The sequence below is a fragment of the Sinorhizobium sp. genome, assembly GCF_059070375.1.
In genome coordinates this window covers 471,830-496,734 of sequence record NZ_JCACWC010000001.1, presented here as the reverse complement: position 1 = coordinate 496,734, position 24,905 = coordinate 471,830, and the positions used below count along the sequence as shown (strand labels likewise).

Sequence of the window (24,905 nt, the reverse complement as noted above, 5' to 3'; positions counted from 1 at the left end):
GTCGCTCGATATTCCCATAAGATGTCTGCGACAACTAACAGTCGTAGTCATATGATGATTTTAGATGCGGGGTATGGGAATATTCATGCCGAGTACGAAAAAGGGAGGCGCGCGCCCGTCGCTGTCCTCGCAGGTGGCAGACGCCATAAAGGCGCAGATCGAGGCAGGATACTATGCGCCGGGCGACAAGTTGCCGACCGAGCCGGCTTTGATCGACAAGTTCGGCTTCAGTCGGACGGTGGTGAGGGAGGCGATCGCGGCGCTTAGGGCCGATGGCCTGGTGGAGTCGCGGCAGGGGTCGGGCGTCTTCGTGATAGGGCCGCGGCAGAGCGACCCCGGCCTCAGGCTTTTCACCGGCGAGACCGACAAGATTTCCGATATCATCGAGGAGCTCGAACTGCGCATCGGCATCGAAGTCGAGGCGGCAGGCCTGGCGGCGGCGCGCAGTTCCCCGGCGCAGGAGGCCGAAATCCAGACCCAGGTCGAGCGCTTTGCCCATCTCGTCGCCGAAGGAAAGCCCACGGATGAGGCCGATTTCCAGTTTCACATGGCTATAGCGACGGCCACCAACAACACCCGCTTCCGCACCTTTCTGGAGCATGTCGGGCGCCGCATGATCCCGCGCGTGAAGTTTCGCACGGTCATGGGCGGCGTGGATCCGTTGCCGAGCCGGGACGAGCCCATTCTCCTCGAACACCGCGAGATCGCCGAGGCGATCCTCGCACGGGATCCGGACCGGGCCCGGGAGGCCATGCGCCGCCATCTCGTCACCGGGATCAAGCGGTACCGCTCGCTGACGACCTGGCGCCCGAGTGAAAAATCCGGCGAGGTTGATTGACTCATCTTGAAAGTCATCATATGAATTTCCCATCTTAAGCTCGCAGCCGGAGGGAATTCATTGTCGCCTGAAGAAATCAAGTCGCGTGTCGGTTCGGGGCTCTTGTCCTTTCCGGTCACGCACTTCACGTCGGACTACAAGCTCAATCTGGAGAGCTACCGACGTCATGTGGAGTGGCTTTCCGGCTTTGAGGCCGCGGCCCTGTTCGCTGCCGGCGGCACCGGCGAGTTCTTTTCGCTCTCGCCGAACGAAGTGGGCCAGGTCACCCGTGCGGCCAAGGACGTATCGGGCGAGGTGCCCATCATTGCGGGTTGCGGCTACGGCACGTCGCTTGCCGTCGAGACCGCGAAGATCGTCGAGGAGGCGGGTGCCGACGGTATTCTCCTGCTGCCGCACTACCTGACGGAAGCGCCGCAGGAAGGCATCTATGCCCATGTGAAGGCCGTCTGCGATTCGACGGGCCTCGGCGTCATTCTCTACAACCGCGCCAATTCGGTCGCCAATGCCGACACGGTCGCGCGCCTTGCCGAGGCCTGCCCCAACCTGATCGGCTTCAAGGACGGCACCGGCAAGGTGGACCTCGTGCGTCATGTGACGGCCCGGCTCGGCGACCGGCTCTGCTATATCGGCGGCATGCCGACCCATGAGCTCTTCGCGGAAGGCTTCAACGGCGTCGGCGTTACGACCTATTCGTCGGCGGTTTTCAATTTCGTGCCGGAACTGGCGCAGCGCTTCTACCGGGCCATGCGTGCCGGCGACAAGGCGGTGATGGAAGGCATTCTTCATACGTTTTTCTTCCCCTTCGCGGCCCTGCGCGACCGCAAGGCCGGCTATCCGGTTTCGATCATCAAGGCGGGGGTGGAGCTTGCCGGTTTTGCGCCGGGCCCGGTTCGCCCGCCTCTGGTCGACCTGACCGGCGAGGAGCGGGAGATCTTGCAGGGGCTGATAGAGGCATCGCGCCGCTGAAAAGAAACATCGGGCCGGGCGCCAGGAGGATGGCGCCCGCCTTAAACGTCGTCGTTCCAACTGGGGAGGAGTGCAATGGGAAACAAATCTGTTCGCGTCATCGCGGGCGCAATGGTGGTGGCCGGCTGGGCCGGCTGCGCCGGCGCGCAGAGCGCCTCGGAAATCAAGATCGTCCTGCCTGAACAGCCGGCCAATCTTGAGCCCTGCGGTACCATCATCACCAATGTCGGTCAGATATTGAGCCGCAACGTCGTCGAGCCGCTGACCGTCGTCGATCCGAAAAGCGGTCAGCCGACACCCGGTCTTGCGACCGAGTGGAAGCAGACCGATCCGAACACCTGGCAGCTCAAGCTGCGTCAAGGAGTTCAAGTTCCAGGACGGAGCCGCTTTCAATGCCGAGGCGGTCAAATTCTCGATCGAGCGGATGACCGGCGGCAAGCTGACCTGCAGCAACATCGCCAAGTTCGGCGATGCCAAGCTGACGGTCACGCCGATCGATGACCTGACGGTCGAGATCAAATCGGACAAGCCGCAGCCGATTCTGCCGACGCTGCTCAGCGTGGTCATGATCGTCTCGCCGAACACGCCGGCGGACAAGGCTGTGAACGACCCGGTCGGAACCGGGCCGTTCAAGCTTTCGAGCTTCACCCCGCAGACGGTCGTGCTGGAAGCCTTCGACGGCTACTGGGGCGAGAAGCCGGCCATTGCCAAGGCCAGCTATGTCTGGCGCCCGGAATCCTCGATTCGCGCCGCCATGGTGGAGACCGGGGAGGCCGATCTGACACCGTCCATTGCGATCCAGGATGCGACCAATCCGGAAACGGACTTCGCCTATCTGAACTCCGAAACCACCGCGATCCGCATCGATGCCGGCTTTGCTCCGCTCGACGACGTCCGAATCCGCAAGGCGCTGAACCTGGCGATCGACTGGGATGGTCTCGCGCAGCTTTTCGGCGAGGACGTGCAGCGGGCTTCGCAGATGGTCGTCACCGGTATCAACGGCCACGACGACAAGCTGGCGCCCTGGGCCTTCGATGCCGAAAAGGCGCGCGCGCTGATTGCCGAGGCAAAGGCCGCGGGCGTACCGGTCGATACCGAAATCGAACTGATCGGCCGCAACGGCATCTACCCCAACGGTACGGAAGCCATGGAAGCCATGATGGCCATGTGGCAGGATGTCGGACTGAACGTCAAGCTGACGATGCTCGACGTGAACGATTGGCTGCGCTACCTGCAGAAGCCCTTCCCGGAGAGCCGCGGGCCGAACCTGCTGCAGATGATGCACGACAACAACAAGGGTGATGCCGCCTTCACCGTTCCGATCTTCTACACCTCGGGCGGAAGCTATTCGACCTTCGAGGATGCGGGCCTCGACAAGGAGGTCGCCGATGCCGTGGCTGCCACCGGCGAGGACCGTACGGCAAAGTTCAAGGCGATCTTTGCGAAGGTGCATGACGATCTCGCGGTCGACATCCCGATGTTCCACATGATCGGCTACACCCGGGTCGGCAGCCGCCTCGAGTGGAAGCCGGACATCACGACCAACAGCGAGATCCCGCTCGCCAATATCGCCCTCAAGGACTGAGTGCCACCATCCGGGCGAGCGCGCGGCACGTTCGCGCGCTCGCATGAACTGCAAGGGAATCCAGAGGCTCCGCATGATGCTCGGCTATATCGGCCGGCGGGCATATCACAGCGTAATTTCGGTGATTGGCCTGCTGACGCTCGTCTTCTTCCTCACGCGTTTGACCGGCGATCCGTCGGCCCTCTACCTGCCGCTCGATTCAAGTCTCGAGGCGCGCCAGGCCTTCGCCCGCCTGAACGGTCTGGACCAGCCGATTTACGTGCAGTTCTTCCAGTATCTGCATAACCTCCTGTCCCTGGATTTCGGCCAGTCCTTGCGACAGAACCGGTCGGCGATCGAGGTCGCTCTCGAGGCCTTTCCGGCCACGTTGAAGCTCGCTTTGGTCGCGATGACGCTGGCAACCGTTCTGGCCATCGTTGTCGGCGCGCTGGCCGCTGCCCGTCCCGGGAGCCTGTTCGATCGCGTCGCCGGCCTCGTTTCGCTGGCGGGTGCGAGCACACCCGATTTCTGGATCGCGATCGTCGGCATTCTCGTGTTCGCGGTCGGGCTCGGCATGTTGCCGACGTCGGGTACGGGCACTGCCCTGCACTGGATCATGCCGATCGTCGTGCTGATGCTGCGTCCTTTCGGGCTCCTGGTCCAGGTTGTGCGTGGCACGATGATCTCTGCACTCGCCTCGCCCTTTATCAAGACCGCCCACGCCAAAGGCATGAAGCGTCGCAAAATCATCTTCGGTCACGCGCTCAGGAATTCACTGCTGCCGGTGATCACCGTCGCCGGCGACCTGGCGACCGGGCTGATCAACGGCGCCGTCGTCGTCGAGACGATCTTCGGCTGGCCGGGCATCGGCAAGCTGATGATCGATTCGATCATTCAGCGCGATTTTGCCGTAGTGCAATCGACGATCCTCGTCACGGCAATCGCCATCTTCATCGTCAACATCGCGATCGATCTTCTTTACGCAGTTCTCGATCCGCGCATCCGATACTGAGGGGAGGCGACAATGACCGACCTGGCATTGCCATCCGTAAGATCGCCCGGCGCCCTGCGGCAGCTCGCAATCTATCTAACCCGGGACAAGCTGGCGCTCTGCGCAGCCGTCTTTCTCTTCGTGCTCATCGTCTGCGTGCTTGTCGGACCGCTCTTCGTCGGCGAACTTGCGGGCAAGCTCGGGCTCAGGCAACGCAACCTGCCGCCCTTCGCACTGGAACACGGGTTCATCTACATTCTGGGAGCCGATACGCTCGGGCGGCCGATCCTGGCGCGGCTGATCGTCGGGGCGCAGAACACGCTTGGCATCGCGGCCGCTGCCGTCTTCTGCTCCATGGCTTTAGGCGGCATTCTCGGCCTTGCCGCCGGCTATTCGGAGCGCTGGTACAGCCACGTCATACTGCGCCTGGCCGATGTGGTGATGAGCTTTCCCTCGCTGCTGCTTGCCCTGATCGTGCTCTATACGCTCGGTCCCAGCATGACGAACCTGGTGATCGTGCTGGCGATTACCCGCATGCCCATCTTCATCCGCACCGCACGGGCCGAAGTGCTCGAACTGCGCGAACGCATGTTCGTCAGTGCCGCGCGCTCCATGGGCGCGAGTACCCGACGCATCCTGTTCCGTCATATCGCACCGCTCGTGCTGCCGACGCTGGTAACGATAGCCGCAATCGATTTCGCTACCGTTATCCTGGCCGAATCCTCCTTGAGTTTCCTCGGGCTTGGCATTCAGCCTCCGGATTTCACCTGGGGCGCCATGGTAGCCAACGGCCGCGGTTATCTGAAGACGGCGTGGTGGATCGCTTTCTGGCCGGGACTCGCCATCCTGCTGACGACGCTTTCCCTGAACATTCTCGCCAGCTGGGCCCGGACCGTCGCCGATCCGCTGCAGCGCTGGCGTCTGCAATCGCTGCGAAAGGCTCCGCGATGAACGCGCCGGACAAACCCATACTGCGGATCGACAAACTCACGGTCGACTTCCTCTCCGAAGGCGACCCCGTGCGTGCCGTCGACGACGTCTCGTTCGACGTCTGCCCGGGGGAAACCCTCGTCATCCTGGGCGAGAGCGGATCGGGAAAGAGCGTCAGCACCGGAACGGTCATGGGGCTGATCGATTGCCCGCCGGGCGACATCGTCTCGGGCTCGCTGGTGTTCGACGGGACGGATCTTTCCCGCCTCGATGACGAAGGCCGGCGTGAACTGAACGGCCGCCGCATCGCCATGATCTTCCAGGATCCGCTGGCCTATCTCAACCCGGTCTATACTGTCGGCAGGCAGATCGCCGAGGTGTTCGAGAGCCATGGCGGAGGCGAGGGGGGTGCGGTGCGCGACAAGGTCGTTCGGCTGCTCGAACGGGTCGGAATTCCTGAAGCCGACGAGCGGATCGACTATTATCCGCACCAGTTCTCGGGCGGACAGAGGCAGCGCGTGATGATCGCCATGGCGATCGCGCTGAAGCCGGACATCCTGATCGCCGACGAGCCGACCACGGCACTCGACGTCAGCGTTCAGGCACAAATCCTCGAACTCCTGCGGGATCTGCAGCGCGAGACCGGCATGGCGCTGATCATGATCACCCACGATCTCGAGGTCGCCGCGGCCATGGCGGATCGGATCATCGTGATGAATGGCGGCAAGGTGGTGGAGAGCGGCAAGGCCCAGGACGTGTTTACCAATCCGAGCCACGCCTATACCCGCCGGCTGATGTCGGCCGTGCCCCATGCCGACGCGCCGAAAGCGCCTCGGAATGCCGCACAAGGCGAGGTCCTGCTGCAGGTCGCCCATTTAAGCAAGCATTACAAGCTGGGGTCCGGTCCGTTCTCGCCCAAGCGGGAGTTCAAGGCCGTGGACGACGTCAGTTTCACGCTTCGTCGCGGGGAAACGGTCGGTATCGTTGGCGAGTCCGGTTCGGGTAAATCGAGCATTGCACGCATGCTGCTGAGACTGAACGAGCCCACGTCGGGCGCGGCACTCTTTGCCGGCGAGGACATTTTCAAGCTCAAGGGCAGGGCGCTCAACGGTTTCCGCCGAAGGGTGCAGATGGTGTTCCAGGATCCATTCGGGTCGATGAATCCGCGCATGAACGTCCGCTCGATCATTTCCGAACCCTGGGCGATCCATGGGGATATCCTGCCGCGCGAACGCTGGAACGACCGTGTCGTGGAGCTGCTGGAGCTTGTCGGCCTGAAGGCAGAGCATGCTGAACGGCATCCGCATCAGTTTTCGGGCGGGCAGCGGCAACGCATCGCCATTGCCCGGGCACTCGCCAGTGAACCCGAGCTGATCGTCTGCGACGAGGCGGTTTCGGCGCTCGACGTGTCGATTCAGATGCAGGTCATCGAGCTTCTGGCCGATCTCCGCCAGCGCCTCGGCCTCTCCTACGTCTTCATTACCCACGATCTGCCCATCGTGCGCCAATTCGCCGACCGGATCCTGGTGATGCAGCGCGGCAGGATCGTCGAGGAAGGCGAGACGGAAGCCCTTTTCGTCTCACCTCGGCACGAATACACGCAAGCCCTGCTGCGAGCCGTTCCGCAGCCGAAGTGGTTGCAGGGCGATCCGGCGCCGATCGCGGGGTAGAGCATTCCGGGAAAATTTGAAACGGCTTTCCGGTCGGATTCGGTCGGATACCCAGGTGCGCTCTGTCCCCCGAGCGCTTGACTCATGTCTGCAGCAGTGAATATAACGCACTAACCAGTTACATCATTAAATGCAGTGTAGCTGCTGTTACGACCGATGACCGGGGAGGGGATCGATGAGAGTGTTCGGCATGCAGCATATCGGCTTCACCGTGCCGCATCTGGAGGAGGCGGTTCGCTTCTTCGAAGCTGCCTTCGGCGCCGTGACGTGTTTGGAGACCGGACGCATCGAAGCGGACGACGCCTTCATGCAGAGAAGGCTCGGCGTGCCTGCCGGCTGCAGGATCGAGAACATAAAGGTTCTTCGAATTGGCAACGGCACCAATCTCGAACTTTTTCAATATTCGGGCGAGGAAGGCCGCGACGAGCCATTGAAGCGCAACAGTCAACCCGGCGGCTTTCATCTGGCGTTTGAGGTGGATGACTGCCACGCGGCCGCGGATCGGCTGCGCCAGGCGGGCGTCGACGTGCTGGAGGGGCCGACATTCGTGGACGCCGGCGCGATGCAGGGCCTCACCTGGCTCTACCTGCGTGCGCCGTGGGGGCAGTTCCTCGAACTCGTAAGCATGAACGGTGCGCTGGGCTATGAGCGGGCCGGTGGGCCGAAGCAGTGGTCCCCGGTAACGGGAGAGTGATTTCATCATCCATCGCAAGAACGCCGTCTCCGGCGGAAAGGAGTGCGCTTGCCCCACGAGATAACGATCCCTGCAAAGCAGACGTTCCGACTCGACCGGTATGAGGACTTGCCGCTAAACTTCGGCGAAGTCCGCGGGCGGACGCTTTGTACTCTGGTCAGCCCCGGCACCGAACTCGGCTGGGCGAATGGCGATGTCTTTCCAATTCGGCCTGGCTACTCTGCTGTTTTCGAGGTGGAAGATGTGGCGGACGGCGTGGCTGGTGTTCTGCCCGGTGAACTGCGTTTCGCGATGGGCATGCACCGGAGCACTCAGACGCATATGGCGCGGGACACGGTTCCATTGCCGGCCGGCATGAGGCCCGAGATCGCCGTTCTCTCGCGCCTCATGGGCGTCTCGCTCACGACCCTCATGACGACGAAGGCCCGGCCTGGCGATCACGTCGTCGTCACTGGAGCCGGCCCGGTCGGTCTTCTCGCGGCGCAGCTCTTCAAGATTTCCGGTTACCGCACTACCGTCGTCGATCCGGATCCGCTGAGAAGGGCGCAACTCGCCAGGTGCGGCATCTCCGATTGTCGCGAGCGTGTCCCGCTTCAGTCGTCGCTTCAAGGGCAGGTCGCGCTCGTTCTCGATTGTTCCGGCCACGAAGGGGCCGTGCTCGACGCATGCCGCATCGTTCGCCGCCTGGGCGAGGTCGTCCTGGTTGGCGTTCCATGGCGCAAGCTGACCGAGATCTCCGCGCATGAGATTCTGCACGCGGTTTTCTTCAACCTTGTAACCCTGCGGTCGGGCTGGGAATGGGAATTGCCGGTTCATGCGCGTGCATTCGAGTGGGAGGAACTGTTGGGCGGTTACAATAACGCGCGCCACAGCGTCTTCGGAGGGTTCGCCCGGGCACTCGACTGGCTGGCAGAGGGAAGAATTGAACTCGACGGACTGCTGCGCCGCGTTTCTCCGGCCGATCCTGCCTCTCTCTACGCAGACATTGCCGCAAGGCATATGGACGAACCGTTCATCGTCCTTGATTGGACCGATTTGGACCGACCCGGCTGAAGGTATCGTTATCTAAGCGCAGACCATGCGCATGATGGTCTCTATGTTGAATTGAACGCGCTCTTCGAGCGCGTCTTTCGCCATCAGGTCACGCTCGAAAACGATCGAACCGGTAAAGCGGTTGGTGATGTAGTAATAGCCGATGGCCGCGATGGTGAGGTTCAGTTGCACCGGGTCGATTCCCGGCCGGAAAACCCCCTCGGAAACGCCCCGCTCCAGCAGCTCCTTGACCATGCCGACGAATTTTCGACTGGTTGCACGGACCACCTGGGACTTCTTCAAGTGCTTGGCGCGATGAAGGTTCTCGCTGTTGACCAACGTTATGAACTCCGGGTGCTTCAGATAGTATTCCCAGGTGAAACGCACGAGCCTTTCAAGGGCGGCCTTGGGTTCAAGGTCATTCAGGTTGAGCTTTTGTTCCGCGGTCCGGATCCCGTTATAGGCGTCTTCGAGAACGGTCTGGAAGAGGTGGTCCTTGCCGTCGAAGTAGTGGTAAATCATCCGCTTGTTGGCGTTTGCCTTCTCGGCGATCACGTCCACCCTGGCGCCCCCCAAGCCGTTTTTCGCGAATTCCTTCTTCGCGGCCTCGAGGATGCGCGCCTTGGTTGCTTCGGCATCGCGCAGCCGCGGTTTCCCGGCTGCTTTCGCTTTCTGTGCACTCGTCGTTCTCAAGGTCTGACCTTCACGCGTTCATAGCTTGTGTTGCCCGACTCATACACGCCCGCCGGTATAGCCGTCAAAGCCGCCTGCCGAGATGTTCGCTTCATGAAAATATACGAAAACCCTTGACTCATGCAACACTAAACAAGTAACTAGTTAGTGCGTTAACGGCAATGGCGGCGGAAGAAGGGTGCGGGCGGGGAATGATCCTTCTCCTCCATGAAGCCGTCGGTGCCGGACACTCAACTGCATTGGGAGGAATGCGAATGTCGACATTCATCAAGAACTTCATCGAGCGTGAGACGATCAGCCGTCGCCACTTTCTGCTTGCCTCGGCCGCAGGTCTGGGGGCAGCGGTCCTGCCAAACCCGTTTGGCGGCGGCGCGCGCGCTGCATTGACGGATCCCGCGATCGCCTGGAGCTATCGCGACCGCGCTTCGGCCTATTGGAACTCGGTCGTGTCCGGCGGCGAAGCGTTCGTCGAATCGCTCGGCAAGCCGAAGAGCGCGCTCGTAAGCCTGATCAACGAAGGGTCCTCCGAGAAATCTCTGGCCGACATCAAGGCCTTCCTTGCCAAGAACAATGGAAATTGCGCCCTCGCCTGCGATGCCAATGACAGCCCGAATGCGCGGCCGATCGTCGAGGCAGTGTCGGCTGCGGGCGGCTACATCGCCACGATCTGGAACAAGACCGATGATCTCCATCCATGGGATTTCGGCGACAACTACGTGTCGCACATGACCTGGTCGGACGAGAAGCCCGCCGAAGAAACCGCACGCATCCTGTTCGAAGCCATGGGCGGCGAGGGCGGGGTCGTCCACCTGGGCGGCATTGCCGCCAACAACCCTGCGGTCGAGCGGCTCAACGGCCTCAAGAATGCACTGAAGGACTTTCCCAACATCGAACTGCTCGATGCGCAGCCGGCGGACTGGGACACGCAGAAAGGCGCGGCACTGATGTCATCCTTCCTGACCCGCTACGGCGACAGGATCAAGGGTGTGCATTGCGCCAACGACAACATCGCCTACGGCGTCATCGAGGCGCTGCGCGCCGAAGGCCTCGAGGGCATGCCGATCGTGTCCTATGACGGCAATCCCGAAGCGGTGCAGATGGTCATGGACGGCCAGCTGCTCGCGACAGTCTTCACCAATCCGCACTGGGGCGGTGGCATCACCTCGGCGCTCGCCTACCATGCGGCAATCGGCAGCTTCAAGCCGTCGGAAGAGCCGAAAGAGCATCGCGAGTTCTACGGACCGACCGTCCTGGTCAGCAAGAAGGATGCCGAGGAGTTCAAGGCCAAGTATCTGGATTCGGTTCCCAAATACGATTGGGCCGACTTCTGGGGGCCTTCCAACGGACAGATTCAGTATCGGTCCTGACGCTTTCTCAGGGGACGGCGCGCAGCCGACCGTCCCCGTTATCTTTATCCGAGACCATGCGAAAGGTGCCCATCGTGACCCGGCCCATATCGCGCGAGACCCTGATCAAATGGGCGCCCCTTCTGGTGCTCGTCGCGCTTGTGATCTTCTTTACGGTTTTGAACCCGACATTCTTCTCGGCCCGCAACTTCGCGCGCATCGCCATCGCATCCGCCCCCGCCTTGATGGTGGCCGTGGGCGTGACTTTCATCATCATCATGGGCTCGATCGACCTTTCCATGGAAGGTGTCATCTCGCTTACGGCCGTGCTCTTCTCCTTTGCCTTCATAAAGCTCGGCGGCACCTTGCTGGGCACGGCGTGGCTCGCCCTTCCGCTGGTCCTGATCATAGGCGGGCTCATAGGCTTCCTGAACGGCTTGATCCACGTCAAACTGCGGGTACCCTCGTTCATGGCGAGCCTCGCCATGGGTTTCGTCGGAACCGGCGCGGCAATTCTGGTCACGGGCGGCGATATAGTGCGGGTCAGCGATCCGGCGTTCCGCGGCCTCTTGACCGTCAGATGGCTTGGCTTCCCGCTCATGGTGTACGTGGCCGCCGTATTCCTGATCGTCGCCTGGTTCATCCAGGAACACACAAGGCTCGGCCGCAACTTCTATGCGGTCGGCGGCGGAGAAGAACTGGCGCATGCCTCGGGCCTCGACGTCAGCCGCGTGCGCATCGCCGGCTTTGCGCTTGCAGGCATGTTTTACGCGATTGCGGCAGTCCTCGTCGTCGCACGCATCGGGCAAGCGGAGTCCGTCACGGGTTCCAATTTCATGTTCGTATCGATCACCTCAGTCGTCGTCGGAGGGGTGGCCCTGTGGGGCGGCATCGGCGGCGTGTGGAATGCGCTGATCGGCGTCCTTATCGTCGGCGTCATCAACAACGGCATGGTGGTCATCGGTCTGCCGGACTTCCTTCAGGACGGCGTTCTGGGCCTCCTCGTCATCCTTGCCGTCGTGTTGTCGACCGATCGCAAGCTTGTCTCTTTCGTGAAGTGAGGGTGAGCCCATGTACGAGCTGAAGTCCCTCGACAAGAAGTTCCCCGGCGTTCATGCGCTGAAGGCGATCGACTTCCATATTAAACGCGGCGAGATCGTCGGGCTGGTAGGAGAGAACGGCGCGGGAAAATCCACCCTGATGAAGGTGATCTATGGCGCCTACCAGCCCGATGGCGGGCAGATCCTCATCAACGGCGATGCCGTGCGCTTCGCGAACCCCCGCCAGGCGATGGAAAAGGGAATCGGGATGGTGTTTCAGGAGCAGTCCCTGATCCCCAACCTCACTGTGATGGAGAACATTTTCCTCGGCTACGAGCAGCAGTTCGTCCGCCTCGGCGTCATCAACTGGAAGGAGATGGCCAAGGCCGCGAAAGCACAGCTTGCGAAGGTCAAGCTGGACATCGATCCTTCAACGGTCACGTCGAAGCTGTCCTTCGCCCAGCGTCAGCTGGTCGAACTCGCAAAGGTCCTCACACTCGAAGAGCGGGTCGACGGCGATCTCGTCATCCTCCTCGACGAGCCCACCTCGGTCCTGTCGAAGGACGAAGTGCAACTCCTGTTCAAGCTCGTGCGCGAGCTCGTGACCCGTGCCTCCTTCATATTCGTCTCGCACCGAATGGACGAGGTGATGGAGCTGTCGGACCGGATCTACGTGATGAAGGACGGACAGGTGGTCGACGTCGTCGAGCGGGGCGGGCGCGGAGCCGATGCCGAATCGATCCAGCACAAGATGGTCGGGCGGAACGTCGACAAGCAATATTACCGGGAGCAGCTTCAAAAGCCCTACGATCCCTCGAGAGTCCTGGTCGAAATGTCCGGCATCGACCTGCCGGGACGTACGAGGGACATCTCGCTCAGGCTTCACGCCGGTGAGGTCCTGTGCCTCGTCGGAACCGAAGGCTCGGGCCGGGAAGCAATATTGCGCGCAATCTACGGCATGCTCAGCCCCACCGGCGGACGCCTGAAGATCAAGGGACAGGAGGTGAAGGCATATTCGCCGCGTCAATCGGTCGGCCTCGGTGTCGGATATGTTCCGCGCGAGCGCAAGATCGAGGGCATCGTGGCGGGCATGAATGTCTACGAGAACATGACCCTCTCGCAGATGAGGAAGCATTCGACCGCAAGCGTTCTGCAGGTCGGAAAGGAGCGCGCGCTCGCGCGGGAGTGGATCAGGAAGCTCTCCATCAAGGCTCATTCCGAGCTCGCGGATTGCGGCAATCTTTCAGGCGGCAATCAGCAGAAGGTCGTTCTCGCCAAATGGCGCTCCGCAGGCGCCGATATCATGCTGCTCGATCACCCGACGCGAGGTCTCGACATCGGGGCGAAGGAGGACGTCTACGAAATGATCCGCGCCATGAACGATGCCGGCGTCGGGATCGTCCTGGTGGCAGACACGCTCGAAGAAGCGATTGGCCTCTCCCATACGATCGTCGTCGTCAAGGATGGCAGTATCCAGAAACGGTTCGATTGCGCGCCCGGCGCGAAGCCCTCCCTCTATGACCTCCTGCATTACATGATCTGAGGATAAGATGGACCTACAACACCTCAAACCGCACCTGCCCTGGATCACGCTCACGGTGCTCGTCGCCATCGTCGGGATGGCCGATCCCGGTTTTCTCAAGCCGCAAAACCTCATGAGCCTCGCAGGCGACATCGTGCCGCTCTTCATCATGGCGCTCGGCCTGACCTTCGCCATCTATATCGGAGGCATCGACCTGTCGGCCCAGTCCATGGCCAACATGGTGACCGTGATTGCCTCGGTCTACCTTGCATCGATGGGAGCCTGGGTGGCCCTTCTCTGCGTGGCTGCGGGTTTTCTGCTGGGCACCTTGTCCGGCTACATCACTACGAGACTTTACGTTCCGTCCTTCATTTCCACCCTTGCCGTGGGCGGCGTCGCCTTTTCGGTCGCGCAATGGCTGTCCGGCCAGCGCGCGCTGAACATGGACGCGGCGCAACGCAACGAGACCTTCGGCTGGATGATCGGCCGGACGTGGGGGGTGCCGAACGAGCTCCTCATCGCTGCAGTGCTCCTTGTCGTCTGCCTCTTCATCGAGCGCCGGACCATTCTCGGACGGGCGCTGAAGGCCGTCGGCGCAGGCGAGCTCGCCGCCGCCGCATCGGGCTTGAACGTGGCCCGCTATAAGATACTGGCCTTTGCGATTTCCGGTGCGCTCGCGGCGATTGCCGGCCTCCTGTTCGCAGTCAAGCTTTCGGGCGGAGCGCCGACGATCGCCAACGGTTTCCTGCTGCCGGCGATCGTCGCCGTTCTCGTTGGCGGAACTCCGCTGACGGGCGGAGTGGGTGGGGTCCTCAACACAGTTATCGGCACCCTGATCGTAGCGGTCATTCGCGCCTCGATGCTCTATTTCGAGATCGATGCGACACAACAGCAAATGGTCTTCGGCATCGTCCTCATCGGCGCCATCGCCCTGACGATCGACCGGGCCAAGCTCAGGACGGTGAAGTAGGAGAGAAGGATGGCGACGATGAAAGCTGCCGTTCTCGTGGAGCCGCGCCGGTTTGAAGTCAGAGAAGTCGGCATTCCCGAGATCGGTCCGGCCGACGTCCTGATCCGCGTAACGCGGGCGGGCATTTGCGGTACCGACCTCCACATCTTCAACGGCCATTACGCGGCCGATCGGTTGCCGATAGTGCCCGGGCACGAGTTCTGCGGGACGATCGCAGAGGTTGGCGAAAGCGTGACGCATCTCAAGACCGGGATGCGTGTGGTCGCGGACATCAATATTGGTTGCGGCAACTGCTACTGGTGCCGGCGCAACGAAGTTCTGAACTGCGGCGAAGCGGAGCAGGTCGGGATCGGGCGCGATGGAGCCTTTGCGCAATATGTGGCGCTTCCCGGTCGTCTGGTCCTCCCGGTTCCGGATGGAGTGCCTGAAGCCGTTCTGGCGCTCGTCGAACCGGTCGCCTGCGTCGTCCGGGCGGCGCGCAAGGCCGGTGCGGCCTTCGGTCGGTCGGGAGTGGTTCTGGGAGCAGGCCCCATCGGCAACCTGCATGTCCAGATGATGCGCCTTGTCGGCATGGCTCCGGTCATCGTTGCGGATCTGTCGAGCGAGCGCTGCCGCATGGCGGTCGAGGCGGGCGCGGATGCTGCGGTATCGGAACCCGCGGCGCTCAGGAGCAGGGTGCTTGAGATGACGGGCGGACGCGGCGCAGATATCGTCGTCGAAAGCGTCGGCAGCCCGAAGCTCTATCGTCAGGCCTTCGACCTGGTCCGCAAGGGCGGTCATGTGGCTTTCTTCGGGATTGCCCCGCCAGGCGAAACCGTTCCGATCGAGATACTCAGGACCGTACTCGAGGAAAACAGCCTCAAGGGTTCGGTTGCGGGAATGGGGGAGGACATGCATGACGCGCTGACGCTTCTGTCCCATGGCAGGTTCCGAACCGAGGCTTTTACCGCTGCTCACTTTCCGCTCGAGCGCATTCAGGAGGCCTTCGAAACGGTTTCGGCAAGAACCGAGCACCTCAAGACCCAGATCCTGCTGGACGCTTAGAGCGGGATGAGGAAAGTGTGCGCGGTTTCCACCCGCATCCCGCTCTGAATTGATCACGGTCACGACATTAGGTCGGCCGGACCTAAAACCATCGTGGTCGAGCGCGCAGCTAATACAAGTTTCCGTTTAGTTACTAAGATAGAGAGGCACCCGATGGACCAGCTGAACAACTTCCTTTCTCCTCCGGCCGCCCCGCGGGATTTCGGTTTCTTCGTGGATGGCAAATGGCAAAACGGGCATGACCTCTTCGTGCGGCACTCGCCCGGACATGGCATTGCGGTCACCCGCACCGCAAAATGCAGCGTCGACGACCTGCATTCCGCAGTCGCCGCCGCACGCCGGGCTTTCGAGGACCGGCGTTGGTCCGGTCTCCCGGGGGGCTCTCGTGCGTCGGTATTGCTGCGGGTGGCCGAGATCCTGCGCACCCGTCGCGATGAACTCGCCTATTGGGAGGCGCTGGAAAACGGCAAACCGATCACCCAGGCGCGCGGCGAGATCGACCACTGCATCGCCTGCTTCGAAGTAGGCGCGGGTGCGGCCCGCCTTCTGCACGGCGACAGCTTCAATTCGCTCGGAGACGGATTGTTCGGCATGGTTCTGCGCGAGCCGATCGGGGTCGTCGGGCTCATCACGCCATGGAACTTTCCTTTCCTGATCCTGTGCGAGCGCGTTCCCTTCATTCTCGCATCGGGTTGCACGATGGTCGTGAAGCCGTCGGAGGTGACTTCCGCGACGACTCTCATCCTTGCCGATGTGCTCGCCGAAGCCGGACTGCCCGACGGCGTGTATAACGTGATCACCGGCTCGGGTCGGACGATCGGTCAGGCCATGAGTGAGCATCCCGACATCGACATGCTGTCGTTCACGGGTTCAACCGCCGTTGGGCGTTCCTGCGTGCATGCGGCCGCCGACAGCAATTTCAAGAAGCTCGGTCTGGAGCTTGGAGGCAAGAACCCGATCATCGTCTTTGCCGACTCCGATCTAGAGGATGCGGCCGATGGCGCAGCTTTCGGCATCAGCTTCAATACGGGGCAATGCTGCGTGTCCTCATCCCGCTTGATCGTCGAGCGGTCGGTGGCGCACGAATTCGAAGCGCTGCTTGCCGAGAAGATGAAACGGATACGCGTCGGAGACCCGCTGGACGAGACGACCCAGGTCGGCGCGATCACGACCGAAGCGCAGAATACGACCATTCTCGATTATATCGCCAAGGGCAAAACGGAAGGAGCGGAGCTCGTGACCGGGGGGGCCGCCGTCGATCTCGGTCGCGGGCAATACATCGCGCCCACGCTGTTTTCGGGCGTATCGCGCGACATGGCGATTGCGCGTGACGAAATCTTCGGGCCGGTGCTTTGCTCGATGACCTTCGACACGGTCGAGCAGGCGGTCGAGCTGGCAAACGACACGGTTTACGGACTGGCTGCAAGCGTCTGGACCAAGAATATCGACAAGGCCCTGACCGTCACGCGACGCGTTCGAGCGGGCCGCTTTTGGGTCAATACCATGATGGCCGGCGGGCCGGAGATGCCGCTCGGAGGCTTCAAGCAGTCCGGCTGGGGCCGCGAGGCCGGCATATACGGAGTCGAGGAATATACGCAGGTGAAATCGGTCCATGTCGAGATCGGCAAGCGCACGCATTGGATTGCCTGATGATGGAAGGTTTCGATTACGTCATCGTCGGCGGCGGATCGTCCGGCTGCGTTCTGGCCGCTCGCCTTTCCGAGAACCCTTCGGTGCGCGTCTGCCTGATCGAGGCAGGCGGCCGCGATCGTCACCCGTTGATCCACATGCCCGTCGGCTTCGCGAAGATGACTGCGGGGCCGATGACCTGGGGCCTGACGACCGCCCCGCAGAAACATGCAAACAACCGCGAGATTCCCTATGCCCAGGCGAGAGTGCTTGGCGGCGGCTCCTCGATCAATGCCGAGGTCTATACGCGCGGCCACCCGCGGGACTATGACCGCTGGGTGGAAGAGGGGGCCGACGGCTGGAGCTTTCAGGAGGTGAAGCCTTACTTCCTGCGGTCCGAGGGCAATACGATCCTTTCCGGCGAGTGGCACGGGACGGACGGTCCTCTCGGAGTCTCCAACCTTCCCGATCCGCAACCGATGACACGGGCTTTCGTCCAGAGCTGCCAGGAGCTCGGCATCCCCTATAATCCCGACTTCAACGGGCCGGTCCAGGAAGGCGCGGGGGTCTACCAGACGACGATCCGCAACAGCCGCCGCTGCTCGGCCGCCGTCGGATATCTGCGGCCGGCGCTCGCGCGAAAGAACCTCACGCTCATCACGGGTGCGCTTGTCCTTCGCATCGTGTTCCAGGGCCGCCGCGCTGTCGGAGTCGAATATTCGACCGGGAGCGCCGCGAAGATCGCCAGGGCGGAGTGCGAGGTACTCGTCACCTCGGGTGCGATCGGAACGCCCAAGCTCATGATGCTTTCCGGGGTCGGCCCGGCCGCCTCCCTGCAGAGCCACGGTATCGACGTCGTGCAGGATATGGCGGGGGTCGGCCAGAACCTCCACGATCACTTCGGCGTGGACATCGTTGCCGAGCTGAAGGGGCATGACAGTCTCGACAAGTACAACAAGCTCCACTGGATGTTCTTGGCGGGGATCGAGTACGCGCTTTTCAAATCCGGGCCGGTCGCCTCCAACGTTGTTGAGGGTGGAGCCTTCTGGTACGGCGATCGGGCAAGCCCCTATCCCGACCTCCAGTTCCACTTCCTTGCGGGGGCGGGAGCCGAGGCCGGAGTGCCGAGCGTTCCAAAGGGTTCCTCCGGGGTGACCTTGAATTCCTACACGGTCCGGCCGAAGTCACGGGGTTCCGTCACCCTTCGTTCTGCCGACCCCCGCGCCCTGCCGATCGTCGACCCGAACTTCCTCGAGGATCCGGACGATCTCAGGATCTCGGTCGAAGGCATCAGGATCAGCAGGGAAATTTTCGGGCAGCCGTCGCTGCAGAAATACATCAGGACGATCCGCTTCCCCGACGAGAACGTCAGGACACAGGCCGACTTCGAGGCCTATGCGCGGCAATACGGACGGACGTCCTATCACCCGACATGCACCTGCAAGATGGGTCGCGACGATATGTCGGTGGTCGATCCGCAGCTCCGCGTCCACGGCCTTGATGGCATCCGCATCTGCGACAGTTCGGTGATGCCCAGTCTCGTGGGCTCCAATACCAATGCGGCTACCATCATGATCGGCGAGAAGGCGGCCGATCTGATCCGGGGTAACACATGACCGCGAGGCAGTAACGGAGGGATCCCGACACAATTTGACAAATGCTACTGAGTAGAGGGTGGGCAGAGGATTTCAGTCTATGAGTGTCAAATCGTCGATCTCGTTGACCGATCAACAAAATGCGTTCGCCCGTTCGTTGGTAGAGAGCGGCCGGTATCCAGCCTGAGTTCCGTCCTCCAGCAGGCTTCGAACTGCTTCGTCAAAAGACGGAAGCGGAGACCGTCGAGGCGTCAGCGCTTCGCGAAGTGATCCAGCGTCGATTAACAGGACCGATGATTTCTGCGACGGAAATGGAAGGCCGCGTCGCGGCGATGATTGAGCGGAAGCGACGGATTGTTCGGATGCCTAAGGCGATTTCGAGCTGATCTTCGATCATCTGTTCGACGCTTATGTCTAACTTGGAGATCCGCCTGGCGAGGCGTTGGAGCGTAGCGCTGAACGCATCCGCAACCTGCGCCTCGAATTCGATCGTCTCCTGGATACGTCTTATATCGGGCCTTTGCAGCCCGATATTCATTCCGGGATCCGGATTCTTCGGCGGGACAAGATGGCAATTTGGTTTCTACCGGTTGACGCCACTTACTGGGTGTTTCCGGCGTCAGGACCGGGCGGAGGAGGCGGGTGACCTACCGGTCCCAGTCCGGAACCCACGGCAACATCCCGGCCTTCAGAATCCGATAGCTGGTCGCGTTCATCGCGCCGATCCGCTTCATGTCTTCCGGCGAAAGGACGAAATCCACGATCTCGAAGTTCGCCCTGATGTTCTCCGGCTTTGTCGACATGGTATTCATGGACACACCCTTTTGAAAGATCCAACGAAGGACCGCCTGGGCAGCCGTCTTGCCGTATCTCGCGCCGACCTCGGCGAAGACCGCATGTTTGAACACCTCGCCCCTGGCCACCGAACAGTAGGAGGACAGTGGGATCTTCGTCTCTTCTGCTGCGTCGAGCAGCCGGCTCTGGTCGATGAGCGGGTGGAATTCGACCTGGTTGGTCACCAGCGGCGCCTCTATGATCGACTGTGCGTCGCGCATCATCCGGGCCGTGTAGTTGGAGATCCCTATATTGCGGGCGAGGCCGATGTGGAAAGCCTTCTGTAGCAGTCGCAGGGATTGAGCGTTCTCACCACCGATTGCCGGCCAATGCAGCATGAGGACGTCGACCTGATCCACGCGCAAGGCTTTCAGGCTCGCCTCGATCGAAGGCAGAAATTTCTCTTCGGAATAGTTGTCGGGGTGCACCTTGGTGGTGATGCAGAACTCGCTCCGATCAACGCCACTCTCGGCAAGCGCTTCCCCTGTTTCGGCCTCGTTGCCGTACATCTGTGCAGTGTCGAAGGCGCGGTAGCCGACCATGATGGCCTCGTGAATGGCCGCCTTCAACGGCTCGCCCTTCAGTGGGTAGGTGCCGAAACCTCTCTGATAACTCTTCTCGAAATAAACGCTCATCGGTCCTCCCATTGATTGGCCCAGTAAAATGAGGAGCTGAGGAAATGCCTCTTGCCTCCGCGGCTTGTCATGCTTAAGCTATAACTGGTTAGTTACTTACGCAACAAGAAAAGGAGCCCTGGCATGGCAAAAATGATGACCGCACACGAGGCCGCCGGGCTGGTCAAAGATGGGGCGGTGCTGGCGGTCAATTCGTCGTCCGGCCTATGTTGTCCCGATGAGGTTTTGAGGGCACTCGGAGAGCGGTTCGAGTCGGAGGGACATCCGCGCGCACTGACGTCGGTTCACCCCATCGCCGCCGGAGATTTCTTCGGGACGAAGGGGGTCGATCACATCGCCAGGCCAGGCATGCTGAAGAAGATCATCGGCGGTTCGTATCCTTCCGGTCCGAGCAGTGCCGAACCGCCGCTCATCTGGCAGATGATTTTGAAGGAAGAGGTGGCGGCTTGGAACGTGCCCTCCGGCATCGTCTTCGACATGCTGAGGGAAGGTGCCGCGAAACGCCCCGGTGTGCTGACCAAGGTCGGCATCGACACCTTCGTCGATCCCGAGCAGGAAGGCTGCGCCATGAACGCCGCAGCGCGGGCCGAGCCGATCGTCAGGCGCGTGCGCTTTGCCGACGACGACTGGCTGCATTTTCCGCCCATTCAGCCCGATGTCGCGATCATCCGCGCGACGACCTCCGACGAGAGAGGCAACCTGACCTTCGAGCACGAAGGTGCGACGCTCGGCGCGATGGAGATGGCGCTTGCGGCGCGCAATTCGGGTGGGATCGTCATAGCCCAGGTGAAAAGGGTCGCGGCCGAGGGAACGATGCGTCCTCACGACGTGCGCGTTCCGGGGATACTCGTCGATGTCATCGTCGAAGCGCCCGATCAATTGCAGACGACTGCGACCGCTTACGATCCCGCGATATCCGGGGAACTGTTCCGCCCGCTTCATACGTTCCGCACGCCGGCGCTGGACCCCGGCAAGGTGATCGCCCGCCGGGTGGCGCAGGAACTCAAGGCCGGCTGGGCGGTCAATATCGGGTTCGGTATTTCGGCAAACGTCCCGCGCGTGCTGATCGAAGAAGGGCATCACGGCAAGATCACCTGGGTGATCGAGCAGGGCGCGGTGGGCGGCGTGCCGCTGCTCGATTTCAAATTCGGCTGTGCGTCGAACGCCGAGGCTTTCGTCGCCTCGCCGCATCAGTTCTGTTATTTCCAGGCGGGCGGGTTCGATTGCTCTTTGCTGTCATTTCTTGAAATCGACGCCGAAGGTTCGGTGAATGTCAGCCGTCTCGCAGCGACACCCCACCGCACGGCCGGCGCAGGCGGCTTCGTCGACATCACCGCGCGCGCAAGGAAGATCGTTTTCTCGGGCAATTTCAACGCGGGCGCGAAAATGCATGTCGAGGACGGGCGGCTCGTCATCGACAAGGAAGGACGAGTTGCGAAGATCGTCCCGAAAGTCGATCAGGTCAGTTTTTCCGGGCGGCGTGCACGCATGCAAGGGCAGGATGTCACCTATGTCACCGAACGCTGCGTGATGAAGCTCGAGCCCGATGGGCTCGTTGTCAGCGAGGTTGCCCCCGGTTTGGACTTGAGGAGGGACGTTCTCGATCAGGCAGCGACGCCCCTGCGGGTAGCCGACGGGCTCAAGGAAATGGACAAAGCCCTGTTTCTTTCAACCGCAATGGGGTTAGACCTGTGAGCGAGCCGGTTCGACTGAAGATCGAGGAAGGTGTCGCCTGGCTGACGATTAGCCGGCCGGACAAGCTGAATGCGCTTAACGGCGAGATGGTCGATGCAATCGTCCCGGCCTGTCGCGAAATCGAGCGCTCCGCGGCGAAGGTGGCGATACTGACCGGTGAGGGGGAGCGTTCGTTTTGCGCCGGAGGTGACATCGATGCCTGGAGCAATGCTTCGCCCGAGTCCTTCGGCCGCCATTGGGTGCGTGACGGCCATGCGGCCTTCGATGCTCTGGCCCGGCTCGCGGTTCCGCTGATCGCGGTGTTGAACGGGCACACATTAGGGGGTGGGCTCGAGCTCGCCGCCTGCGCCGATCTCCGGATCGCCGAGGCACATGTCAGGATAGGCCAGCCGGAGACGGGGCTCGGAATAATTCCCGGCTGGTCGGGCACGCAACGCGCGGTGCGAAGGTTCGGTCCGCAGCTCGTGCGGCGCATGGCGCTCTTCGGGCATGTCTATAACGCTGAGGAGGCGCTCGCCCTTGGGTTGGTGGATCAGGTGGTCGCAACGGGCGAGGGGCGCGCCGCCGCGGAAAGCGCAGCGGCAGGCGTAATGAAGCGATCGGCGCGCGCGACCGAACTCACGAAAATGCTCATCAACGCAGCGGAGAAAGAAGAAAACGAGCGGGTCGTCGAAGCCTTGGCGGGTGCCGTGGCCGCGGCGTCCGACGACCTGCAGGAAGGCCTGTCGGCCTTCCGCGAGAGGCGGCCGGCGCGGTTCGGCTCATGAGCTGGGGTTTTCATGTCACCTGACGATCGGGACTTTCTTTCGGAATTGTTCGACGCGGCCGTGCGGGCGGCAGACCCGAAGCTTGCGCTTCGCACCCGATTGCCGGAGCCGCCGCGTGGGCGCACCGTTGTGGTTGGGGCGGGCAAGGGCGCGGCCCAACTGGCGGCGGCATTCGAGAGCCTTTGGGGCGGCCCGCTCGAAGGCGTCGTCGTCACCCGCTACGGCTATGCCGTTCCCTGCCATCGGATAAGGGTGATCGAGGCGGCCCATCCGGTTCCCGACCGAAACGGACTTGTCGCCTCGCGCGCGCTCTTCGAAGCTGTGCGCGGGCTGACGGCGGATGACCTCGTCGTTGCTCTTTTCTGTGGAGGAGGCTCGGCCCTGCTGCCTTGCCCGCCCGAAGAACTCGCTCTCGAAGATGAAATCGCCCTGAATCGGGCGCTGCTCGCAAGCGGCGCACCGATATCCGTGATGAACGCAATCCGCAAGCAGGTCTCAGGCATAAAGGGAGGGCGGCTCGCCGCCGCCTGCCACCCGGCGAAAGTAGTGAGCTTCATCGTTTCCGACGTCCCGGGCGATGACCCGGCACAGGTCGCGTCGGGACCCACGGTTCCCGACGCGACGGACCGCGCTACGGCCCGCGCAATGGTGGATGCCTGGCGAATCGAACTGCCCGAGAGGCTCGTCGATTGGCTGAAGGGCGAGAACGGGACGGCCCCGTCGCCGAACGATCCCGTCTTTGCGGGCCACGAGGCTCAGGTTATCGCCTCGGCGCGGCTTTCGTTGGAGGCTGCCGCGGCTCGGGCCGAAGCACGGGGAATGCCTGCCATCATCCTGTCGGACGCGATCGAAGGGGAGGCGCGCGACGTCGGCAAAGTCCACGCCGCAATCGCGCGCGAAGTGGCCTTGCGCAACCGCCCCTTCGAACGTCCCGTGGTTCTGCTTTCGGGCGGTGAAACGACGGTGACGCTTCGCGGGCATGGAAGGGGAGGGCGCAATACCGAATTCCTTCTTTCGCTCGCGATCGCAGCCGAAGGCCTGCCCTTCGCGTCACTTGCGGCAGATAGCGACGGTATCGACGGTTCGGAGAACAATGCGGGAGCATTTGCAGACGGAAGCAGCGCGACGCGCTTGCGCGCACTCGGCAGAGATCCGGTCGCATTGCTTTCGGGCAACGACGCCTGGACTGCCTTCAATTGCCTCGAAGATCTGTTCGTGCCTGGGCCCACAGGCACCAATGTGAATGACTTCAGGGCGATTCTGGTAGGGTGAAAGGCGGCTACCCTCTTCCGAGCCAGTGCATGCGCGCAGCCTCTCCAAACGTCATCCTCGGCGTCAAAGCCCGAGGATGACGGTCGGAAAGGGCCCGCTCACTTGAATCGCTTCATACGGGCGTCGGAGCATCCTCGCGCAGGAGCCCCTTGGACTTGAGTTCCGCCCAGAACCCAGCGGGAATCGGGTGGCTGAACCAGGAAAGGTTCTGGCGCAGTTGTTCGATCGTCCGTGTGCCGGCCATGAAGGAGGGAACGGCGGGGTGCGCGACCACGAATTGGAGTGCGGCTGCCCCAAGGGGCACGTCATGTGTCCTGCACACCGCCTCGATCCGCGCCACCTTTTCCAATATGGCCTTCGGCGCCGGTGCGTAATTGTATTTCGCTCCCTCCCTTGCCCCCGTCGCCAGAATTCCTGAGTTGAAGCCTCCGCCGACGACCACGGCTGCGCCTCGCTCTTCACAAAGAGGCAGGAATTCCTCGAGTGCGTCCTGTTCGAGAAGCGTATAGCGCCCGGCAAGTAGGAAGCAGTCGAAATCCCGCTGCCTCAACGCCTCGTGGCACACCTCCCATTCGTTGACACCGACCCCGATCGCCTTGACCAGGCCTTCCGACCGGAGTTTATCGAGCGCTCGCCAGGCCCCGTCCATGGCCTGCCCGAAGACTTCGGGCTGTTCGCTTCCCCGCGTGAAAACGTCGATGTCGTGAATGAAGCAGATGTCCTTTCGTTCCAGGCCCAGCCTCTGCAGGCTGTCCTCGAAGGAACGCATCGTGCCGTCATAGCTGTAGTCGAAGCGCATGCTGAAGGGCGCCGCGTTCACCCATGGGGCAAAGTCGATCGTCGATCGCTTGGCGGGCGTCAGCAGCCGGCCGACTTTCGATGAAAGCACGTATTCGTCCCTGTCCTTCCAGCGCAGGCCATGGCCGGTGCGAAGCTCGGCCAGGCCATGCCCGTACATGGGCGCGGTATCGAAGAAGCGGACGCCCGCGTCCCAGGCGAGCTGGAACATGGACTGCGACGCCTCTTCATCGATCTCACGGAAAATGTTTCCGAGCGGCGCTGTCCCGAACCCGAACGCGGTGACGTCTAGGTCCACGCGGCCGAACTTCCGTTTCTCTCCCGGGTGCATGCACAAACCTCCTCATGTAAGTAACCAGATGGTGCATAATATGCGCGGC

Annotated in this window: 20 protein-coding genes and 3 pseudogenes; 20 read left to right on the top strand and 3 right to left on the bottom strand. The window is 62.1% G+C overall.

The features are described from left to right. The first annotated feature begins 73 nt into the window (after positions 1–73). The 8 genes and pseudogenes from AC5J09_RS02455 (at position 74) to AC5J09_RS02420 (ending at position 8,706) form a co-directional block, all read left to right on the top strand. Positions 74–838 (top strand): FadR/GntR family transcriptional regulator, encoded by a 765-nt coding sequence (locus AC5J09_RS02455; RefSeq protein ID WP_100673307.1) that lies wholly within the window; start codon positions 74–76, stop codon positions 836–838. Positions 839–898: 60 nt separating this feature from the next. After that, positions 899–1,804: a 5-dehydro-4-deoxyglucarate dehydratase gene (gene kdgD, locus AC5J09_RS02450; protein ID WP_102763196.1), complete on the top strand. Its 906-nt coding sequence runs from the start codon at positions 899–901 to the stop codon at positions 1,802–1,804. Between the two features lie 75 nt (positions 1,805–1,879). Beyond that, positions 1,880–3,389 (top strand): annotated as a pseudogene (locus AC5J09_RS02445) (ABC transporter substrate-binding protein). A gap of 76 nt (positions 3,390–3,465) precedes the next feature. Further along, positions 3,466–4,380: an ABC transporter permease gene (locus AC5J09_RS02440; protein ID WP_180980849.1), complete on the top strand. Its 915-nt coding sequence runs from the start codon at positions 3,466–3,468 to the stop codon at positions 4,378–4,380. A gap of 12 nt (positions 4,381–4,392) precedes the next feature. Beyond that, a complete protein-coding gene (locus AC5J09_RS02435) occupies positions 4,393–5,310 on the top strand; it encodes an ABC transporter permease (RefSeq protein ID WP_494296777.1) in 918 nt (305 codons plus the stop codon). Beyond that, positions 5,307–6,959, top strand: a complete 1,653-nt coding sequence (locus AC5J09_RS02430) for an ABC transporter ATP-binding protein (RefSeq protein WP_494296776.1) — start codon at positions 5,307–5,309, stop codon at positions 6,957–6,959. Before AC5J09_RS02435 ends, AC5J09_RS02430 begins: the two co-directional genes overlap by 4 nt. A gap of 175 nt (positions 6,960–7,134) precedes the next feature. Next, entirely contained in the window at positions 7,135–7,653 is a 519-nt protein-coding gene (locus AC5J09_RS02425) for a VOC family protein (RefSeq protein WP_102763193.1), read from the top strand. 48 nt (positions 7,654–7,701) lie between these two features. Then, positions 7,702–8,706 carry a zinc-binding dehydrogenase gene (locus AC5J09_RS02420; RefSeq protein ID WP_494296775.1) on the top strand — a complete coding sequence of 335 codons (1,005 nt, stop codon included), beginning with the start codon at positions 7,702–7,704 and terminating at the stop codon, positions 8,704–8,706. Positions 8,707–8,718: 12 nt separating this feature from the next. On the opposite strand, the gene AC5J09_RS02415 is transcribed toward AC5J09_RS02420, so the two are convergent. Continuing rightward, on the bottom strand, positions 8,719–9,378 hold the full coding sequence (locus AC5J09_RS02415) for a TetR/AcrR family transcriptional regulator (RefSeq protein WP_102763191.1): 660 nt from the start codon (positions 9,376–9,378) through the stop codon (positions 8,719–8,721). A 254-nt stretch (positions 9,379–9,632) separates the two neighbouring features. Between AC5J09_RS02415 and AC5J09_RS02410 the strand changes: the two genes are divergently transcribed. The 9 genes and pseudogenes from AC5J09_RS02410 (at position 9,633) to AC5J09_RS02370 (ending at position 19,170) form a co-directional block, all read left to right on the top strand. Further along, positions 9,633–10,745, top strand: a complete 1,113-nt coding sequence (locus tag AC5J09_RS02410; protein ID WP_379937544.1) for a sugar ABC transporter substrate-binding protein — start codon at positions 9,633–9,635, stop codon at positions 10,743–10,745. A gap of 74 nt (positions 10,746–10,819) precedes the next feature. Next, positions 10,820–11,785: an ABC transporter permease gene (locus AC5J09_RS02405; protein ID WP_411921418.1), complete on the top strand. Its 966-nt coding sequence runs from the start codon at positions 10,820–10,822 to the stop codon at positions 11,783–11,785. Between the two features lie 10 nt (positions 11,786–11,795). Beyond that, positions 11,796–13,307: a sugar ABC transporter ATP-binding protein gene (locus AC5J09_RS02400; RefSeq protein ID WP_494296774.1), complete on the top strand. Its 1,512-nt coding sequence runs from the start codon at positions 11,796–11,798 to the stop codon at positions 13,305–13,307. 7 nt (positions 13,308–13,314) lie between these two features. Further along, complete coding sequence (locus AC5J09_RS02395) at positions 13,315–14,256, top strand: ABC transporter permease (protein ID WP_102763188.1); 942 nt, start codon at positions 13,315–13,317, stop codon at positions 14,254–14,256. A 9-nt stretch (positions 14,257–14,265) separates the two neighbouring features. Continuing rightward, entirely contained in the window at positions 14,266–15,300 is a 1,035-nt protein-coding gene (locus AC5J09_RS02390) for a zinc-dependent alcohol dehydrogenase (protein ID WP_494296773.1), read from the top strand. A 153-nt stretch (positions 15,301–15,453) separates the two neighbouring features. After that, positions 15,454–16,950 carry an aldehyde dehydrogenase family protein gene (locus tag AC5J09_RS02385; RefSeq protein ID WP_494296772.1) on the top strand — a complete coding sequence of 499 codons (1,497 nt, stop codon included), beginning with the start codon at positions 15,454–15,456 and terminating at the stop codon, positions 16,948–16,950. Then, a complete protein-coding gene (locus AC5J09_RS02380) occupies positions 16,950–18,545 on the top strand; it encodes a GMC family oxidoreductase (RefSeq protein WP_494296771.1) in 1,596 nt (531 codons plus the stop codon). Before AC5J09_RS02385 ends, AC5J09_RS02380 begins: the two co-directional genes overlap by 1 nt. A gap of 79 nt (positions 18,546–18,624) precedes the next feature. Beyond that, positions 18,625–18,910 (top strand): annotated as a pseudogene (locus tag AC5J09_RS02375) (ribbon-helix-helix domain-containing protein). Further along, positions 18,907–19,170, top strand: a pseudogene (locus AC5J09_RS02370) (type II toxin-antitoxin system RelE/ParE family toxin). The pseudogenes AC5J09_RS02375 and AC5J09_RS02370 overlap by 4 nt, the downstream one beginning before the upstream one ends. A 1-nt stretch (position 19,171) precedes the next feature. Here AC5J09_RS02370 and AC5J09_RS02365 read toward each other — a convergent pair. Next, the gene (locus AC5J09_RS02365; RefSeq protein ID WP_494296770.1) at positions 19,172–19,993 is read right to left on the bottom strand and encodes an aldo/keto reductase; all 822 of its coding nucleotides are present in this window, start codon (positions 19,991–19,993) and stop codon (positions 19,172–19,174) included. A gap of 123 nt (positions 19,994–20,116) precedes the next feature. On the opposite strand from AC5J09_RS02365, the gene AC5J09_RS02360 reads away from it, so the two are divergent. From AC5J09_RS02360 to AC5J09_RS02350, 3 genes are read left to right on the top strand one after another with little or no spacing between them, the layout of a single operon-like run. Then, positions 20,117–21,688: an acyl CoA:acetate/3-ketoacid CoA transferase gene (locus AC5J09_RS02360; RefSeq protein WP_379937538.1), complete on the top strand. Its 1,572-nt coding sequence runs from the start codon at positions 20,117–20,119 to the stop codon at positions 21,686–21,688. Beyond that, positions 21,685–22,455, top strand: coding sequence for an enoyl-CoA hydratase/isomerase family protein (locus AC5J09_RS02355; RefSeq protein ID WP_275602675.1), 771 nt, complete (start codon positions 21,685–21,687; stop codon positions 22,453–22,455). Before AC5J09_RS02360 ends, AC5J09_RS02355 begins: the two co-directional genes overlap by 4 nt. Positions 22,456–22,467: 12 nt before the next feature. Continuing rightward, a complete protein-coding gene (locus AC5J09_RS02350; RefSeq protein WP_494296769.1) occupies positions 22,468–23,727 on the top strand; it encodes a glycerate kinase type-2 family protein in 1,260 nt (419 codons plus the stop codon). A gap of 112 nt (positions 23,728–23,839) precedes the next feature. Here AC5J09_RS02350 and AC5J09_RS02345 read toward each other — a convergent pair whose 3' ends face one another. Beyond that, on the bottom strand, positions 23,840–24,856 hold the full coding sequence (locus tag AC5J09_RS02345; protein ID WP_494296768.1) for an aldo/keto reductase: 1,017 nt from the start codon (positions 24,854–24,856) through the stop codon (positions 23,840–23,842). Positions 24,857–24,905 lie beyond the last annotated feature (49 nt).

Bases quoted from the DNA above. Each gene is read 5' to 3' on its own strand.
- AC5J09_RS02455 (WP_100673307.1), top strand. From the start codon at position 74: ATGGGAATATTCATGCCGAGTACGAAAAAGGGAGGCGCGCGCCCGTCG.
- AC5J09_RS02440 (WP_180980849.1), top strand. From the start codon at position 3,466: ATGCTCGGCTATATCGGCCGGCGGGCATATCACAGCGTAATTTCGGTG.
- AC5J09_RS02435 (WP_494296777.1), top strand. From the start codon at position 4,393: ATGACCGACCTGGCATTGCCATCCGTAAGATCGCCCGGCGCCCTGCGG.
- AC5J09_RS02430 (WP_494296776.1), top strand. From the start codon at position 5,307: ATGAACGCGCCGGACAAACCCATACTGCGGATCGACAAACTCACGGTC.
- AC5J09_RS02425 (WP_102763193.1), top strand. From the start codon at position 7,135: ATGAGAGTGTTCGGCATGCAGCATATCGGCTTCACCGTGCCGCATCTG.
- AC5J09_RS02410 (WP_379937544.1), top strand. From the start codon at position 9,633: ATGTCGACATTCATCAAGAACTTCATCGAGCGTGAGACGATCAGCCGT.
- AC5J09_RS02400 (WP_494296774.1), top strand. From the start codon at position 11,796: ATGTACGAGCTGAAGTCCCTCGACAAGAAGTTCCCCGGCGTTCATGCG.
- AC5J09_RS02395 (WP_102763188.1), top strand. From the start codon at position 13,315: ATGGACCTACAACACCTCAAACCGCACCTGCCCTGGATCACGCTCACG.
- AC5J09_RS02390 (WP_494296773.1), top strand. From the start codon at position 14,266: ATGGCGACGATGAAAGCTGCCGTTCTCGTGGAGCCGCGCCGGTTTGAA.
- AC5J09_RS02385 (WP_494296772.1), top strand. From the start codon at position 15,454: ATGGACCAGCTGAACAACTTCCTTTCTCCTCCGGCCGCCCCGCGGGAT.
- AC5J09_RS02380 (WP_494296771.1), top strand. From the start codon at position 16,950: ATGATGGAAGGTTTCGATTACGTCATCGTCGGCGGCGGATCGTCCGGC.
- AC5J09_RS02365 (WP_494296770.1), bottom strand. From the start codon at position 19,993: ATGAGCGTTTATTTCGAGAAGAGTTATCAGAGAGGTTTCGGCACCTAC.
- AC5J09_RS02360 (WP_379937538.1), top strand. From the start codon at position 20,117: ATGGCAAAAATGATGACCGCACACGAGGCCGCCGGGCTGGTCAAAGAT.
- AC5J09_RS02350 (WP_494296769.1), top strand. From the start codon at position 22,468: ATGTCACCTGACGATCGGGACTTTCTTTCGGAATTGTTCGACGCGGCC.
- AC5J09_RS02345 (WP_494296768.1), bottom strand. From the start codon at position 24,856: ATGCACCCGGGAGAGAAACGGAAGTTCGGCCGCGTGGACCTAGACGTC.